Source organism: Streptomyces sp. LZ34, from assembly GCF_053890475.1.
On record NZ_CM132680.1, the window covers coordinates 6,656,715 to 6,671,205 of the forward strand.

Below are 14,491 nucleotides of genomic sequence, written 5' to 3' on the forward strand. Positions count from 1 at the left end.
CGGTGAGTTCGGGTCGGCGACACGCCGATGCCACGGCGTGTCCGTGTCCCGAACTCACCGCAGAGCCGCTGGGGACGGGGCCTGTCTCACCCCTTGTTCAGATAGGCCAGCACCGCCAGCACCCGGCGGTGCCCGCTGTCGCTCGGCGGCAGGCTCAGCTTCGCGAAGACGTTGCCGATGTGCTTGCTGACCGCGCGGTCCGAGACCACCAGCGTCTTCGCGATCGTGGTGTTGTCGCGGCCCTCCGCCATCAGGTGCAGCACCTCGCGCTCGCGCGGGGTCAGGGAGTCCAGGGGATCGTCGCGGCGCCGGGTCATCAGCTCCGTGACCACCTCCGGGTCCAGCGCCGTGCCGCCCGCCGCGACCCGCTCCAGGGCGTCCAGGAACTCGTCGACCCGGCCCACCCGGTCCTTCAGCAGATAGCCGACCCCGCTCGCGCCCCCGCCCAGCAGCTCCGCGGCGTAGGTCTCCTCGACGTACTGGGACAGCACCAGCACGGGCAGATCGGGGATCTCCCGGCGCGCCGCGAGCGCGGCGCGCAGGCCCTCGTCGCGGAAGCCCGGGGGCATGCGCACATCGAGGACGGCCACATCCGGGCGGTGCTCGAGGAGGGAGGGGAGCACCTCGGGGCCGCTGCCGGCGACCGCGACCACCTCGTGTCCGGCGGAGGTCAGCAGCAGGACCATCCCCTCCCTCAGCAAGGCGTTGTCCTCGGCGATCACCACGCGCACGGCAGCTCCACTTCGATCACGGTCGGCCCTCCGACGGGGCTGTTCACCTCCATCGTCCCGTCAAGTGCCGCAACCCGGCGCCGCATCCCGAGCATTCCGCTGCCGCCCATGCCTCCGCCGGGGCCCGCGGCCGGGGTCTCGGCGCCGCCCCGGCCCTCGTCGCGCACCACGATCCGCAGCCGCCCGGTCGTACGGATCAGCTCCACTCGGGCGCGCTGGGACCCGCTGTGCTTCGCGGCGTTGGTCAGCGCCTCCGCGATGACGAAGTACGCGGCCGCCTCCACCGCGGCGGGGGCCCGCGGCGCCTCCTCCCCCTCGACCCCGTCCGCGGCCACGGCCACATCGCGCCCGCTGCTGGCCGCGAGCGCGCGCACCGCGCCGACGAGCCCGCGGTCGGTGAGGATCGGCGGGTGGATGCCGCGGACGACATGGCGCAGCTCGGTCAGCGCCTCCTCGGCCTGGTTCTGCGCGTCGTCGAGGAGCTTGCGCGCCGCGTCGGGGTCCTTGTCGTACGCCCGCTTTGCCAGCCCGACCCGCATCGACAGGGCCACCAGCCGGGCCTGGGCGCCGTCGTGCAGATCGCGCTCGATCCGCCGCAGCTCGGCGCCGTGCGCGGCCACGGCGCCCGCCCGGGTGACGGTCAGCTCCTCGACCCGTTCGGCGAGGTCGGCGTTGCGCCGGGCCTCGGGCGAGGGGGTCAGCAGCGCGGCCGAACAGGCGGCGTCGAGGTCGGCGAGGCGCGAGAGCAGCGGCAGCACCACCGCCCGTCGCCCCAGCAGCCCGCACCACACCCCGTCGACGAACAGCCCCACGGACCACACGATCAGCGAGATGTACGCCAGGACGAGGCCGTAGCCGAAGTGCGCGAAGAGCCAGCGCAGATCCCGGTAGGTGCTCGGGTCCCGGGTCGCCGTGCGCACCCGCTCGAAGAGCTCGCCGGTGAGCGGCTGGTACGCCTCGGGGATCGGCTTCCCCGACCAGGCGGCCACCTGCCGCCGCTTGAACCCGGCCATCCTGCGCAGCAGCAGCACCGTCTCGGGCAGCACGCCCGCACCGACCACGAAGAGCGTCGCGACGGCGGTGAACAGCAGCAACGCGATGAAGAGATATGACACCAGGGCCAGCGCGGCCCCCTTCATCAACTGGGCCGTGGCCCGCCCCGCCTGGTCCACTGTCTCCCGCATGGCCTCAGGCTAAGCGAGCGGTCGCGGGGGCGCGGGCGAGAGCGCTCCCCGGCCGATGGTGTAGCCCGCTACACCACAAGTTCGGGAGGGCGCTCCCTCGAACGACTGGGTGCCGGAGCGGCATTGTGGATCACACAAGCTCACCGGCACCGCTCACCGAAGGAACCTCACGATGAAGTCTCTGCTCTGGATCGCCCTGATGATCGCCCTCGTCGCCAACGTCCTCACCAGCTTCACCTTTGACGGGGTGACACAGATTCTGGTCAGCGTCGGCACGGGCGTCGTGGTGCTCGCGTCGGCCGCGGGCCTGTACGTGCTGCGCGACAAGCAGGCCGGGTGATTCGCGGCCGTCTTCCGGTCGGTTTCCGGCAGAGCCGATCAAACCCCTCTTGCGCTTCCGGGTAGCGAACGATGATGGAAGCAGCGTCGCGCGGCAAAGGCGGCAAGGCGGCAAGGCGGCAAAGGGGGGCCGGGCTCATGTGCGTGATGGACGTCGCGGAGTTACGCGGCAGAGCCGAACGGGCCGCGGCCGAGGCCCTGGTGTGCACCGCGTCGAACCGGCACACCGACGGGGCGCCGCCCCACTCCGCACCACCCGACCCCGCGCGAGTCGATCGCGCACGGTCCGCACTGGACGCGCTCGAAGCGGAATTGGCCGAAGCCGTCCCGGACGGCGATCCGCTGCTGTGCACCGTACGGGCCCGCCTCGGCGGCCTGTACGCCGACCGCTACCGGCGGGCCCCCACCGACGAGGACCGGGCCCGCGGGCTGGGGCTGCTGCGCGCGGCCCGCGCCACCGGGGCGCTCGACCCACGGGACAAGGCCTTCGCCACCCTCGACCAGATTCAGCTGCTGCTGACGCCCGCCATGGTGACCGGGTGGAACGGCACGCTGTCCCAGCTCATGGAGTCCTTCGAGGTGGGCCGCCGGATATCGGCCGGCGACCCGCAGCTGACCGGCGACCTCGCGGAGCTGGTCGGACTGCTGACAGAACTGACGCCGACGCTGCCCGAGAGCGTCGGCGAACCCCTGGCGTGGATCGCCGAGACCCTTGAGCGGGCCCAGTCCGTCTCGCGCTCCGGAGACCTCGATCAGATGGCCGACCTGGCCGCCCAGATGTCGGAGCGGCTGCCGGGCGGCTACTCCGAGCTGCTGCGGACCCTGAGCGACATGGCCGCCGAGTTCGCCACGGACGACGGTGTGGCCGAGCCGCCGGAGGAGTTCACCGAAGAGGAGGCCGCCCTCACCTTCGCGCAGGCCGTTCTCCTGATGGAGCTCCAAGTGCCCGGCACCATCCGGCCGGAAGACCTGGACACCCTGGTCGAGGCGGTGAGCCAGGGGCCGGCGGGCGAAGAGGCGGAGACCGCGATGCGGGCCGCGCTGAGCCGCATGGCACACGGCGTGCGCACGGGCGACGCCGACCGGCTGGCCGAGGCGGCGGAGTTGATCAACGGCGCGGTGGGGGACGGGGGATCCGGCCGGGTGGACTGGATGGCCGGTGTCATCTCGCCCGGTCTGCTGTCCGCGGCCACCGTGCTGGGCGGCAACCTGAAGGACCGCGACCAGGCGCGCGCCCAACTCGACGAGCTCTTCGGCTCCGCGTCCTCGGTGTTCGACTCGGCACACGCCACCGGCCCCGGCGCGGAGGGGCTGCGGATCTGCAACCGGTGCATGCACCTTCACATGCGCACGAACCAGGCCTTGGACGAGCGGGACAGCGAAAAGCTGGAAGACCTGCTGGACGAGCTGCTCGACCTGCTGGAGGAGAGCGGCGACCGCGACGAATGGCAGTTCCTGGTGCTCTTCCTGCTCGGCCAGGCCCAGCTGAGCCTGGCCTTGCTGGAGGGTGGGGTCACCGCCCTGCGCACCGCCGTCGCCTATATCGAGGAGGCGGCGGAGCATCCGAAGGTCCCGGCCTTCGCCCGGCCCATGATGGACGCGGCCTGGGCCCCCGCACTGACCCTGTTCTCCCTGGTCGAACCGGACCCCGCGCGGGTCCGGGAAGCCGTGGCCCGGGCCCGGCGGGCCCTGGACGGCCCCGCTTCGACGGCCGACTGGCATGTCCGTATCCGGCAGGCCCTCGTCTACGCGCTGCTGGCCGTCCACAAGTCGACCGACGACCGCTCCGTTCTGGAGGAGGCGATCGGCGAGCTGGAGCGGGCCCGCCAGGACCTCACCGAGCGCACCACCCCGGACACCCGCCAGAAGGTGCTGTGGGACCTGGCCGAGGCGTACCACCTGCGCGGCGACCGGAAGCGCGACGACCTCGGCGCCGCCGTCACCACCGCGCAGGAGTCGCTGCGGGTGCTCGCCGAGGACGTCCTGCTCCAGCTCGGCGCCGAACACGGCCTCGAGGTGGCCAGGGCGGGGGCCGGCCGCGCGCTGCTCGCCGCCGGCTGGGCAGCGGTGGACGGGCGGATCGGCGAGGCGGTGGAGTCGCTGGAGAACGGGCGGGGGCTGGTGCTGCGCGCCGCGGCCGCGGCGGGCGGGGTCCCGGAGCAGTTGGCCGCCCAGGGCGAGGCGGAGTTGGCCGAGCAGTGGCGGAACGCCGTACGGGACCTCCCGCCCCAGGCCACACCGCCGGACGGCGGCGCCGGAATCAGCCCCGGCCCCGGCACCGGCCCCGGCACCGGCCCCGGCCCCGGCCCCGGCACTCCGGAAGATGTCCGGAGCGCGCTCGCGCGCATCATGCCGAGCGAGCCCGCCCCCGGCCTCGCCATTCCCAGCACCCTGCGCCGCCGCGCCCTGCAAGCGCTGCGGCGGCCCGACGACGGCTCGGAGGGGCTGCGCGGACTGCTCGGCGCGCCCGGGCTCGCGGAGCTGCGGGAGGGGCTGCGGGCCGCCGGGTCCGACGCCCTGGTCTACCTGGTGCCCGGCCAGGGTACGGCCGACGGCGTGGCCGTGCTCGTACCGCGTACGGGCCGGCCGACCGCGCTGGAACTGCCGGGCCTCGGTGCGCTCAACCGCCGGCCGTTGGAGCGCTATCTGGACGCGGGTGCGCGGCGTTCGGCCGTGCCCGAGGGCGACTTGGACGCGTACGACGAGGCCCACCGGCAGTGGGTAGCCGCGCTGGAGGGGCTGTGCGACTGGGCGGGGCCGGACGTGCTCGGCCCGGTGCTGGACGCCTTGGGGGTCCGTCCGGCGGACGGGCCGGATGAGCAGGCCCCTGTCCGGCTGGTGCTCGTGCCGTGCGGCAATCTCGGTGCGGTTCCCTGGCACGCGGCGCGGCTTCCGGCGCCATGGGCGTACAGGTATGTGTGCGAGGGCGTGGTCGTGTCGTATGCGGCGTCGGGTGGGGAGTTTTTGCGGGCGGTGCGGCGTGGTCGGCCCGGCGTCTGGGGTGAGTGTGCGGTGCTGGTGGCTGATCCCAGTGGGGATCTGATGTGGGCGCAGGACGAGGTGGGGGCTCTGCGGGCCGCGTATTACCCCGGTGCTCGGTTGTACGGGTGGCATGAGGACGCGCCCGATGGGGCTGAGGGCACGCCCGAGGATGTGCTCTCCCACCTTCCCGGCGGTCCAACACCCGCGGCGCTGTTGCATCTTGTGGTGCATGGTCTGGCCGGGCTGCGGCCGACTGACTCGGCCCTGCATCTTGCCGAGGGCGCTCAGGGCTCCGGGCGGCTGACGGTCACCCGCATTCTGGATGTCCCCACCGTGTCAGGTGGGGACCGGTCCGCCGCCGGGCCGTTGATCGTGCTCAGCGCCTGTGAGACGGACCTCAGCAGCCGTGACCATGACGAGGCGCTGACCCCGACCACGGCGCTGCTGGCCCGTGGCGCCACGGATGTGGTGGGTTCGCGGTGGAAGGTGTCGGACAGTGCGTCCGCCGCGCTGATGGTGGTCTTCCACCACCACCTGACGGTGACCGGGCTGGCTCCGCCGGACGCGCTGCGCGCCGCGCAGCTGTGGATGCTCGACCCCGACCGTCGCCCCGTGCCCGGGCTGACGGACGAGTTGCTGGCGGAGACCGAGGGCAATGTGAGAGGGCTGGCCCGGGTCGTGTCCTGGGCCGGGTTCATCCACCAGGGCAACCCAGCGGCCCATGCCGCCGTAGCGGGAGAAGGACGGCCATGACCACCAACGATCTGCTGGAACTGCTGCGCCGACATCTGCCGGAGATCCGCGCGTCGCTCACCGCCGCGCAGTTCGCCCGCTTCCAGGACAGCGTGCGTCGGCTCCGGGAGGTCGGGGACGACGCCAGGGCCATGAGCCGGGCGGTGCGCGAGGTGCGGCTGTGTCTGCTGCCCCTGCCGCGCGAGAACGAGCTGCGCAGGCGGCTGGACCAGTTGCGCTCCCCGGGCGCCGCCCCCTCGGCGGTCCTCCCGGACGCCGGTCAACTGGACGAACTGATACGGCTGCTGGAGTCGGTGGACTGGCCGACGCTCGACCCCGCGAGCGCCGAGATCGCCCGGGGGGTCAGGCAGCGGCTGCTGACCGCCCCCGCGCGCGGCCCGGAACAGCTCACGGCCGCCGCCGCCGAGGACCCGGCCAGGGCCGGGCTCATCCGCCTGACCGACCCCGAACTGGGCGACCGTTACCCGGACTTCCAGTTCGATCCGGATACCGGGGACCCGCGCCCGGTCGTGCAGCGGATCAACAGACTGCTGCTGTTCGACCAGGACCCCTGGGGCGCGGCGGACTGGTGGCTCGCCGGCAACTCCTGGCTGCGCGACACGCCCGCCGCCCTGGTCGGACGGGTGCCGGACGCGCTGCTGACCGAGGCCGCCGCCGCGCTGGTGGGGGATGGCGCATGGTAGAGCAGGCTCCCTTTGAGGACGCGCGCATGAGTCCGGCCCTGGTCGGTCTGGACGCGGGCACCGAGCTGTGGCGGTGTCATGAAACGGCGTACCCCTGCACCGGGTTCAACCCGGTCACCGCGCACTCCCACTTCGGCGGCAGCCGCTTCGACGGCACGGCCGAGGACCCGTATCCGTTTCTGTACGCGGCTCCGGAGCCGACCACCACCCTCGCCGAGGTGCTGCTGCGGGACATGGAGTTCACCTGGCCGGCCGGGATGCGGCAGGTGCCGTGGGCGAAGGCGGCGATCCGCTCGCTGTCCAAGCTGCGGGTGACTGAAGACCTCACCCTGGTGCGGCTGGTCAAGGAGGAGGACCTGGCCGGGGTGTTCCAGAACTCGTGGCTGTTGGAGACCGACGGGCCGGGCTACGCGCAGACCCGCGCCTGGGCGCGGGAGATACGGCGGCAGGTGCCGCAGGCCCAGGGCCTGCTGTGGCAGTCGCGGCGGTACCGGACCCACCATGCCGTGGTGCTGTTCGGCGACCGCTGTGGGGCGGAGCCGCTGAAGGCGGTGCCCGGCCATGTGCACAACCTGGGGACCTTCGAGGGGGCGAACGAGGCCAACCGGCTCCTGGCTCCGCTGCGGGCGGTCATCGTGCCGGCCGGCATGCGGATGTGAGCGCGCGGGGCGGCACGGGGGTTGCCGCCCCGCCCGCTCGGGCCCGGGTCAGCCGGTGCCGGGCCTCGGCGGCTCCGGCCCGTACAGCCGTACGGCGATGCTGATCCGCAGGCCGAGCCGGAGCTGGTCGCCGTCGCGCAGCGGGGTGCGGACGCCCGGCATGAGCTTGGCGCCGTTGACGAACGTGCCGTTGTGGCTGCCCTCGGGCGGCTCCTCGGCCCAGGCGCGCCCGTCCGGCTCCACCGTGATCGACGCGTGGCGCCGGGAGACCTTCCTCCAGTCGGCGAAGTCGGCTGCGGTCCGTGGCGCCCAGGTGGGGTGACGGCCCAGGTTCAGCGGTGGGCCGGGGCCGTGTCTGAGCTCCAGACAGGGCTGGGAGCAGACCAGCAGTACATGGGTGCGCGTGCTGTCGCAGGACGCGCAGCGGGGGTCCCGGGGGGCGACCGGCGCGCGGCAGTTCCAGCAGGGGGCGGACACCTGGATCCCGTCCGGGCGGGTGTCCGCCGGGCCGGTGTCCGCCGGGCCGGGCACCTGCGGGGGGTCGGCCTGCGGCTCGGGCTCCGGTTCGGGCGATGGCACGGGCACCCACGTTCGCCCACGCCCGGCAGGCGGCTCCGGCTCCGGCCTCTGTGGTTCCTGGGCCTCCCCCGCCTCCCGTACCTCCCTTACCTTTTCCGTCCCTTCCGCCGCCGCCTCCTGCTCTTCCTCCTCCTCGCCCTCGTGCCACCAGCCCGCCGGAGCGGCCCCGCCGCTCACCGGCCGCCACCGGCGCCGGAGGCCGCGCCCCCCGCCCCTGCCACCCGCAGGTCCAGGGCCACCGTCCCGTCCTCGGCCGGTTGTACGCCGGTGACGGTGACCGCCGTGCCCGAGAGTGCCTCCTGGTCGAACAGCGCCCGCGCCAGCGGGTTGATCAGGTGCGTCTCCAGCAGCATGCCGATGCCCCGGCCGCCGTTCTCGACGTCGGCCGTGCAGTAGGCGGACAGCGCCCGTTGCGCGTCGTCGGAGAGTCTCAGGTGCACCCCCTGCTCCTCCCGCAGCACCCGCTGGATATTGCCCACCTGCGAGTCGAAGATCTCGGCGGCCACCTTGGCGTCGATGTAGTCGAAGACCACCACATTGCCGCCGAGCCGGTTCATCAGCTCCGGGCGGCCGATCTCCTCGACGAAGTGCTCCTTGACGTTGGTCAGGATGATCTCTTCCAGCTGGTGGTACGGCATGCCGGGCTCGGCCACCCGCCCCTCGCGTCGGCCCTCGCCGGTCCGCTTCCTGACCCCGAGGTTGGAGGTGAAGATCAGCACGCACTCGCTGAAGTACGTGGTGACCCCCTGCCCGTCCGTGAGCCGGCCGTCCTCCAGCACCTGGAGGAACTTGTCGAGCACGCCCTTGTCGGCCTTGTCGATCTCGTCGAACAGCACGACCCGGAAGGGGTCGTTGCGCACCGCCGTGGTCAGCTCGCCGCCTGCCTCGTAGCCCACGTATCCCGGGGGAGCGCCGAGCAGCCGGTCCACCGAGTGCGGGGCGGAGAACTCGCTCATGTCGAAGCGCAGACAGGCGTCCTCGGTGCCGAACAGCACCGTGGCCACCGACTTGGCCAGCTCCGTCTTTCCGGTGCCGGTCGGCCCCGCGAAGAAGAGCACACCGCGCGGACGGCTGCCGGGGTGGGAGGCCTGGGCGCCGGACAGGCCGAGGGCGGCGCGCTTGAGGATGTCCAGCGTCTTGCCGACCGCCTTCTCCTGGCCCTTCACCCGCGAGCGGATGTACGCCTCGCCCTTCCTGATCTGCTCGCGCACGTACTCCGCCTGCCAGGGGTTGTCCTTGACACCGAGCTGGTAGACGCGCACCGCGTCCCGCATCTCGGCGAACGACAGCCCGCGGTCCAGCGCCATGTGGGCGCTCTCCCGCATGGCGCGCAGCGTCAGCCCGGCGGTGGCCCGCGCGAAGGTGTCGATGTCGTGTTCGTCCGGCGGCCGCTCCGCGGCCGGCTGTTCCTTGTCGAGTCGCACCTGCCCGTCTCTGTCCCCGTCCCCGTCCCCATCCCCGTGACCGGACTTGGCGACGTGTTCCTCCGCGAGCAGCGTGGCCATGCGGCGCCTGCTGCCCAGGTCGGGCAGCGGGAGGCCGATCGTACGGACCCGCTCGCTGCCGGCCACCAGCCAGGTGGGCAGGTCCCGTTCCCCGTCGGCGAGCCAGATCACGGGGTTGAACAGCTTCCGTCCGCTGCCCGGGACCGGGATCGGCCGCGCGTCCTCGGCGAGCTTCAGGCTCCTGAGGAAGAAGTCCCGCTCCGGGTCGCTGAGCCGGGTGATGTCGGTGGGGATGCGGGCGGCGTAGTCGATCAAAAGGACGGCCCGGTACGGGCGCTGACGCTGGGGCCCGTCCGGGCGTGGCCGGCCGTCGGGCGTCTTCTTCTGCGCTTGCGTCTGCTGCTTCCAGCCGGTGACGATCGAGCGCAGCGTCTCTTCCGCGTCGGCCAGCTGGGCGGGCGTGTCCGTGCGCTGGGTGCGCCGGGGTCTGGGGGCGGCGTCCCGCCCGTGCAGCAGCTCGCGGACCTGCTCGGCCGCGGGACCCGCGACGACGGAGAACCCGTCCGCGATGTCGAAGCGGATCAGTGCCTCGTAGCCCTCCTCCCAGAGGGCGTTCCACAGGACCTCGGTGATGGTGTGGTGGGCGTCGTACTGCCGCTCCGCGCCGCCGTCGTCGGGGTCCTTGTCGTGGCGGACGAGGTGGACGTCCCGGATGTTGCCGTGCAGCACGTACTGGGAGTGGACGCTGAGGGTGCCGACCAGTTCCTCGGCGAAGGCCGGGAGCCTGCTGTCCCGGCGGCCGGGCGATGTCGCCGCGTCGGTCATCACTGGGCCTCCGGGTCGCGGTAGCGGACGTGGGGTTCGGTGCGGTGGTCACGGGTGGACCAATCCCTGGTGTGCGGGACTGGCCGCTCGGGTGGCTCGTCGAACTCGAACGGGACTTTGAGACCGGCCCGTGCGGCCAACTCCCGCAGCGCCCGCAGGTGCTCGGGGGCCTGGCCGCAGCGCTGCCAGTCCAGGACGCGGTCGTCGTCGGTCTCCTCGGCAGGGTCGCGCTCGCGGTGCATGGTGGAGACCTGGGCGCCCGTGGCGTCCACGCTGATCCGGAGCCAGTGCTCATCGCCCCAGCCCGGCGGGGTCCACTCGATCACCTGGACCGCCCCGGACGCGGAGTACGCGGCGGTCTCGGGCTCCGAGCGCCGGACTGCCGCGCGGATCACCTCCACGGCGTACACGCGCTGGTACGCGTCGACCCGCTCACCGACGCGCGCCTCGACGCGGACGCGCTCGGCCTCCTCCAGCCTGCCGTCCTTGTACAGGAATCCCTCCAGGAGCGCGATCTCCGCCGAGGCGTCGGGCAACGGGACGGCGGCGTCGGGCGTGGTGTCCCGGAGAAAGACGAGCTGCTGGGCCGCCCATTCCTCGGTCTCCTGCCGCTGCTCGGCCTCGCGCGTGTACCGCTCGGCGAAGTGGGTGGCCTGACGCAGATGCCGCTTGGCGGCCTTGGGCCCCCGAGAGGCGGCCTCCTCTGCCGCGATGGTGACCATCTCCTCCACCAGCCGGTAGTCCTCCACCGACACGTTCCGCGGGAGCATGGCCAGCAGGTCGGAGCCCAGGCGCAGCACCTCCTCCTCGCTGAGCGCCGCCGTCGAGGCGGTTCGCGGCGGCTCCGGGGCCGAGGCCCGCGCCTCGGCTTCGGTGGCGGCCTCCTCGTACGCCTCCAGCGCGCGGCGGCGCCGGGCGCGCAGCGTGGCGTGCCAGCCGGTGTCGGTGCCATCGGGGTGCGGACGTGCGGCGGCCTCCATCGTCGCCCGCGCGTACGCGGCTTCGGCACAGCGCAGCCGGCGGTCGGTGTCGGCCAGTTGCTTCCACACCTGGTCCAGGTTCCTGCCGACCAAGGCCAGCGGCGGCGGCAGGTCGGGGAGGGGGCCCGGCGGCCCGTCGTGTCCGGGGGGCGTGGGCGCCCGCTGGATTCGCGCGCGCAGCGTCTCGATGCGGGCGTTGGCCCGGACCGCGGCGAACGCGGCTTGCCGCCAGCACTCGGCGGCCTGGCGGGCCTCCGTCTGCCGCTGCCGCAGCCGGGCCTGGTCCTCCGCGGCCCGGATGGCGGCGGCCGCGAGCACCTGACCGCCGGCCATGGCGGCGCGGCCGACGAGCAGGGCCCCGCTGAGCGAGCCCAGGCCGATCAGGGCGGGCACCACCATGTCGTGCAGCTGGTCCATGGCGGCGTCGAGCGCATGGCCGGTGGCCTGCTGGGCGGCGTCGACGGCCTGCTGGCCGATGTGTGTGTTGATGTCGATGGGCATGCTGATGTTGTCCGGCAGCCCGGTGTTCTGAACGGCGGTCTGGGCGGGGTCCTGGACGGTGGTGACGGTGTGCTGGAACGCGTCGGCGGCCGGGGGCTGCGGGAAGGACACGTCCGGGATCACATCGTCGATGCTGGGAATGGCCGCTCCTGAACTCATGCGACATTTCCCGTCCTGTGCGCGGCGGCCACCACCGTCGGGCCGCCGGGGTGGGCCCGGTCGTCCCGGCCGCGCAGCTCGGCCAAGTGGCGGCGCCAGCTGCGCAGCCGGTACCAGGTCCAGCCCGCGAGGGCGGCGACCGTGGCCACCGGCCACACCCACGCGGCGTAGACCATGGTGAGCCACAGCAGGACGAGCGGCGGGAGGATCAGCAGGCTCTGGACAGGGAAGCGCGAGCCGGGGCGCCGCAGGAACCGGGCGACGGGCAGAGAGCGGTCGATCACCAGCCCGGCCAGCGAACGGTCCGGGTGGTAGCCGGGGCTGCCGATGCGGTATGCCGCCCACAACTCCAGGGCCAGGACGGCCGCGGCCCCCGGGACGGCCAGCATCCACGCCATCACCACGGTCTGCTGCCCCGGCCGTCCCACCAGATCACTCAGGCCGATCACGAAGATCCACGGGAAGACGAGGGCGAGGGCCCCGCCGAGGGCCCAGCCGAGCGTGGGCAGCCTGTCCTGTCTGCTCACCCACCGCGAGGCGACGTCCAGGTCCCGCGCCTGGCGGAGGACGGCGCGCTCGGTGTCGAGCCGGCTCTGTGACTGCCACGACTCCTGCGCGGCCAGCGCCGACAGCCACTCGGCCAACTGCGCCCGCACCAGGTCTTCGGGGTCGCGCACCAGCCGCTCGTACCAGGCCACCGGCTGCGGCAGCTCGGCCAGGGTGCGGGCAGCCCGCTCCGCGAGCCGGCGCCGGTGCGCGTCGGGGGCGGACGCGAGCGAGAGGAGGGCGGCGAGCCGGGGGCGGTCGAGCCGGGTGGCGGAGCGGACCTCGGCGCGCGCACCGCGCAGCCAGGGGGATTCCTCGACCACCTCGGCGACGGTGTGCCCCCAGCGGGAGCGGGCCGTCAGCCACCGCTGCTGCACCTCGGCGAGCCCTTCGCCGCCGGGGCGTGAGTCCAGCAGCGGCAGGAGGGTGTGGTCCCGAAAATCCTCGACGACGGAGAGGGCGAAGTCGTCGCCGCGCTCGGCCGCCCGCAGCAGCTCGCCCAGCCCCTGGCGGTCGAGCGGCACCCCGCGGTAGGAGGCGTCCAGGGTGGGGCCGAGCCAGGAGATCAGGCGGACCAGCGTGGCCGGGGCGGGATCACGCGGCGGAACCGCATAGGGGGGCGGCTCCAGGAGGCCGAGCAGCGCCGCCAGTTCGTCGGCGTCGCGGCCCGGCGCGCCCTCGAACTGACGCAGCCAGCGGACGAATTCCGCTCTGCCCCGGCGGCCCCCCAGGGCCCGCCGGGCCTGCCGCCAGTTCTCGCTGAAGGCCCTGGCCAGCTGCTTGGGCCTGGTGTACTCCTCGCCGAGGAAGGCAAACGGCTCGACGTCCGGGGCCCCGGCCGGGTCCGAGGCCCCGGGGGCGGCGCCCGGCTCCTGGGGGGCGATCAGGGGCGAGCCGCCCACCAGCCACTGCGCCACCTCGTCGCCGCCCCAGCGGTGGTCGGGGTCGCGGGTGAGCAGCCCCATGCACAGCAGGCGCAGGCGGTGGTCGGTGACCAGCGAAAGATCCGGTGCGCGGGAGCTGATCTCCTCCCGGACGAAGTCGTTGTCGGTGAACCGGACGGGGTGCCGTCCGCCGGCCATCTCGGCGACGATCATCCCGAGGGACCACCAGTCGGCGGGCGGGTGGATGAGCTGGTTGCGCAGCGACGCCTGCGGGGACATGTAGAGGGCCGTGCCGACCCAGCGCTCGTCCCGGGTGTAGCGCTCGGCGGGCTCGTACGCGGAGACGCCGAAGTCGACGAGGACGAGGTCCGGGGCGGCCGGGTCCAGGCTGCCGAACACGATGTTGGCCGGGCTGATGTCCCGGTGCACGATGTCCAGTTCGTGCAGGGTCGTGAGGGCCTCGTGCAACTGCCGTACGAGGGTGTGGATGAACGCCGGGGCGACGGGGCCCGGGTTGTCCTTCAGATATCTGGCCAGGTCGGTCTCGCCGTAGGACGGTGCCAGGTCGTACGGATGGCCGTCCGCCCCGGTGTCGTCGGTCTCGGTGACGTGGGTGAGGTGGCGGCGCGGCCGGTCGCTCAGCAGCTCCCACACCTGGCGGTCCGGGCCGTGGCCGCGGTGGTACCACTTGAGGATGTGGGTGCCGCGGTCGTCCTTGACGCGGTAGACGCCCGCCTGGTGCGGCTGCTCGGGGCGGCGCAACACGGCCAGCAGACGGAACCGGGCACGCAGCGAGGCGGGCAGTGCCCCGGTGTCCCCGCGCAGGTCGCGACCCCCGTGCGCGACCTGCGCGGGCGCCGCCGCGGGGATTTCGTCCTCGGTGGGACCGGCGGCGTCGGTGACCCCGGCCGGGGGCGGCTCCTCGTGTTCGGTGGGCGGCGGCCCGGCGTCGTCTTCCGGAAGCCCGCCGTGCCCGGCTTCCGGGTGTCCGCCGTGTTCGCCGTGTGCCTCCCGCTGGTCGTGCTCGCCGTGCGCCTCCCGCCCGTCGTGTTCCCGGGGTTCCTCGTATTCCTCTGCCGCTGCCTTCTCCTCTTCCTCGTATTCCGTGGCCGGCGGTTCCTCGTGCGGATGGGTCACAGCGGTCACCTCGTATGCGTGCGGACGATGTCGGAGGTCGTGGATCAAGAAAGCGGCAGTGCGAGGAATCGGAAACGTGTTCCCCTGTGGCGGGAATTGCAAAG

Annotated in this window: 10 protein-coding genes; 4 read left to right on the forward strand and 6 right to left on the reverse strand. The window is 73.4% G+C overall.

What is annotated here, in order from left to right:
* Nucleotides 1–86: 86 nt before the first annotated feature.
* Nucleotides 87–731, reverse strand: a complete 645-nt coding sequence (locus tag ACWY4P_RS27220; RefSeq protein ID WP_456202962.1) for a response regulator transcription factor — start codon at nt 729–731, stop codon at nt 87–89.
* Complete coding sequence (locus ACWY4P_RS27225) at nt 719–1,915, reverse strand: sensor histidine kinase (RefSeq protein ID WP_456202963.1); 1,197 nt, start codon at nt 1,913–1,915, stop codon at nt 719–721. Before ACWY4P_RS27225 ends, ACWY4P_RS27220 begins: the two co-directional genes overlap by 13 nt.
* A 172-nt stretch (nt 1,916–2,087) precedes the next feature.
* Here ACWY4P_RS27225 and ACWY4P_RS27230 point away from each other — a divergent pair, with 172 nt between their 5' ends.
* The 4 genes from ACWY4P_RS27230 to ACWY4P_RS27245 all read left to right on the forward strand — a co-directional run bounded on the left by ACWY4P_RS27230 (nt 2,088) and on the right by ACWY4P_RS27245 (nt 7,331).
* Nucleotides 2,088–2,255 carry a hypothetical protein gene (locus ACWY4P_RS27230; RefSeq protein ID WP_456202964.1) on the forward strand — a complete coding sequence of 56 codons (168 nt, stop codon included), beginning with the start codon at nt 2,088–2,090 and terminating at the stop codon, nt 2,253–2,255.
* 137 nt (nt 2,256–2,392) lie between these two features.
* Complete coding sequence (locus ACWY4P_RS27235) at nt 2,393–5,989, forward strand: CHAT domain-containing protein (protein WP_456202965.1); 3,597 nt, start codon at nt 2,393–2,395, stop codon at nt 5,987–5,989.
* Nucleotides 5,986–6,672, forward strand: coding sequence for a hypothetical protein (locus tag ACWY4P_RS27240; protein ID WP_456202966.1), 687 nt, complete (start codon nt 5,986–5,988; stop codon nt 6,670–6,672). The genes ACWY4P_RS27235 and ACWY4P_RS27240 overlap by 4 nt, the downstream gene beginning before the upstream one ends.
* Nucleotides 6,673–6,698: 26 nt before the next feature.
* Complete coding sequence (locus ACWY4P_RS27245; RefSeq protein WP_456202967.1) at nt 6,699–7,331, forward strand: RES family NAD+ phosphorylase; 633 nt, start codon at nt 6,699–6,701, stop codon at nt 7,329–7,331.
* 48 nt (nt 7,332–7,379) lie between these two features.
* Here ACWY4P_RS27245 and ACWY4P_RS27250 read toward each other — a convergent pair whose 3' ends face one another.
* From ACWY4P_RS27250 to ACWY4P_RS27265, 4 genes are all read right to left on the reverse strand, one after another.
* Nucleotides 7,380–7,910 carry an FHA domain-containing protein gene (locus ACWY4P_RS27250; RefSeq protein ID WP_456202968.1) on the reverse strand — a complete coding sequence of 177 codons (531 nt, stop codon included), beginning with the start codon at nt 7,908–7,910 and terminating at the stop codon, nt 7,380–7,382.
* A 173-nt stretch (nt 7,911–8,083) separates the two neighbouring features.
* A complete protein-coding gene (locus ACWY4P_RS27255; RefSeq protein ID WP_456202969.1) occupies nt 8,084–10,180 on the reverse strand; it encodes an AAA family ATPase in 2,097 nt (698 codons plus the stop codon).
* Nucleotides 10,180–11,820, reverse strand: a complete 1,641-nt coding sequence (locus ACWY4P_RS27260; RefSeq protein WP_456202970.1) for a hypothetical protein — start codon at nt 11,818–11,820, stop codon at nt 10,180–10,182. Before ACWY4P_RS27260 ends, ACWY4P_RS27255 begins: the two co-directional genes overlap by 1 nt.
* Complete coding sequence (locus tag ACWY4P_RS27265) at nt 11,817–14,396, reverse strand: serine/threonine-protein kinase (RefSeq protein ID WP_456202971.1); 2,580 nt, start codon at nt 14,394–14,396, stop codon at nt 11,817–11,819. The genes ACWY4P_RS27260 and ACWY4P_RS27265 overlap by 4 nt, the downstream gene beginning before the upstream one ends.
* Between the last annotated feature and the right edge of the window lie 95 nt (nt 14,397–14,491).

What these genes read in the sequence shown, in the direction of transcription:
- ACWY4P_RS27230 (WP_456202964.1), top strand. Translation starts at nt 2,088, where the DNA reads ATGAAGTCTCTGCTCTGGATCGCCCTGATGATCGCCCTCGTCGCCAAC.
- ACWY4P_RS27225 (WP_456202963.1), bottom strand. Translation starts at nt 1,915, where the DNA reads ATGCGGGAGACAGTGGACCAGGCGGGGCGGGCCACGGCCCAGTTGATG.
- ACWY4P_RS27240 (WP_456202966.1), top strand. Translation starts at nt 5,986, where the DNA reads ATGACCACCAACGATCTGCTGGAACTGCTGCGCCGACATCTGCCGGAG.
- ACWY4P_RS27245 (WP_456202967.1), top strand. Translation starts at nt 6,699, where the DNA reads ATGAGTCCGGCCCTGGTCGGTCTGGACGCGGGCACCGAGCTGTGGCGG.
- ACWY4P_RS27260 (WP_456202970.1), bottom strand. Translation starts at nt 11,820, where the DNA reads ATGAGTTCAGGAGCGGCCATTCCCAGCATCGACGATGTGATCCCGGAC.
- ACWY4P_RS27235 (WP_456202965.1), top strand. Translation starts at nt 2,393, where the DNA reads ATGTGCGTGATGGACGTCGCGGAGTTACGCGGCAGAGCCGAACGGGCC.
- ACWY4P_RS27255 (WP_456202969.1), bottom strand. Translation starts at nt 10,180, where the DNA reads ATGACCGACGCGGCGACATCGCCCGGCCGCCGGGACAGCAGGCTCCCG.